The organism is Escherichia sp. AM3, assembly GCF_032029835.1.
In the GTDB taxonomy this organism is placed as follows: Bacteria; Pseudomonadota; Gammaproteobacteria; order Enterobacterales; family Enterobacteriaceae; genus Escherichia; species Escherichia coli.
On sequence record NZ_JAVUPQ010000338.1, the window covers coordinates 1 to 1,196 of the forward strand.

A 1,196-nucleotide genomic window follows, 5' to 3' on the forward strand; every position below is an offset into this window, starting at 1 on the left:
ATTGTATTTACAGGTCTAAACTGCAGGCTTTGTCGTTTCGATGCTTGAGTGTATTGTTATTATTAAATACGCAGTGTGACAAGTGAGCAAAAGATGACATCGATTATAGTTACTTCGTTACTCAAAACCGGTCCTTGCCTTAGCTCTGTACGTGTAGAGGAAATGCTGAAAACCTCGGGCGTTAACCGTGATACCGCGCGCAAACAGATTTCCCGGGCTGCTTCTGCAGGGCAAATCCACTGTGTTGACAAGCTTTTCCCCAAGCGCGAACGATTTATTTATCTGAAACAAGAGTATGGTACCGGGCGCTTCTGGTCCAGTCTCAATGCGGCCCTTCTTGATACCGGGTCGGCCTACGGTCTCGCCCTGAGTTGCCTCCGGGCACGCGGGGGGATCCTGCCGGTCAGAAATTTTTCTGCAGCCTGCGGTTCGCCGGTAGCAATGAAAAACAGATTATCCTGGAAGTCAGTTCTGGACGGTCTGCTTCAGTACAAAATGGTCAGGGTCGTTACGTTACCGGGTCTGGGGGAATGTGTTGCGCTGACAGAAAAAAATGATAACGGTTATCTGCGCGCGCTCCATCCCCTGAAAGCCAGACTACTCACCGAGTCAGTTCTGATGAAATCCCTGAGTCAGTGGGTCCGTAACAATGGCATCATCAGTTACGACACGCTGCGTACGCGAGAGGAGCTCAATTCGGATCAGACTCCCTGCGTGGCAAATTTTGATTTTGACGTCACTGCTGCATCCTATCTTAATCCTCTTCTGCAGTTCTCCCGGTCAGGTGAAATCCGGCCTGGTTTCTTTGTCTGCGACATGCTCTTGGGCTGTAAGCTCAGTCTGGTGCATCTCCAGCCTTTTATTACGAAATGTCGCTCGATAAACAGCCTCCGGAACAGCCCCAGATGCCTGTTTATGTTCATCGCTGATGAATACAGTGAAGAGGCATTTCTGGAAATGAAGCGTGCCGGGATAATACCCGCCACGCCGGAAAATCTCTTCGGGAAAGACTTTGCTGATGCACTCTTTCAGCTACGGGATCTTGTCGGCTCCATAACGCTCAGCTTAAAAGATAATATAGCCGCAATAGATGACATCATGTCCAAGCTGGCGAATATAGCCGGCGCGACTAATCAGCTTCAGGGCGATTTATTTGAATATATTGTCGCTGAGACCGTGCGTATAGACAGTAAGGA

The 1,196-nt window shown here is 49.3% G+C and carries 1 protein-coding gene; it reads left to right on the plus strand.

The features are described from left to right. Positions 1 to 93 precede the first annotated feature (93 nt). Positions 94 to 1,196, plus strand: a 1,103-nt coding sequence (locus RTW80_RS25650) for a hypothetical protein (protein WP_312720869.1), incomplete at its 3' end; no start/stop codon positions are given.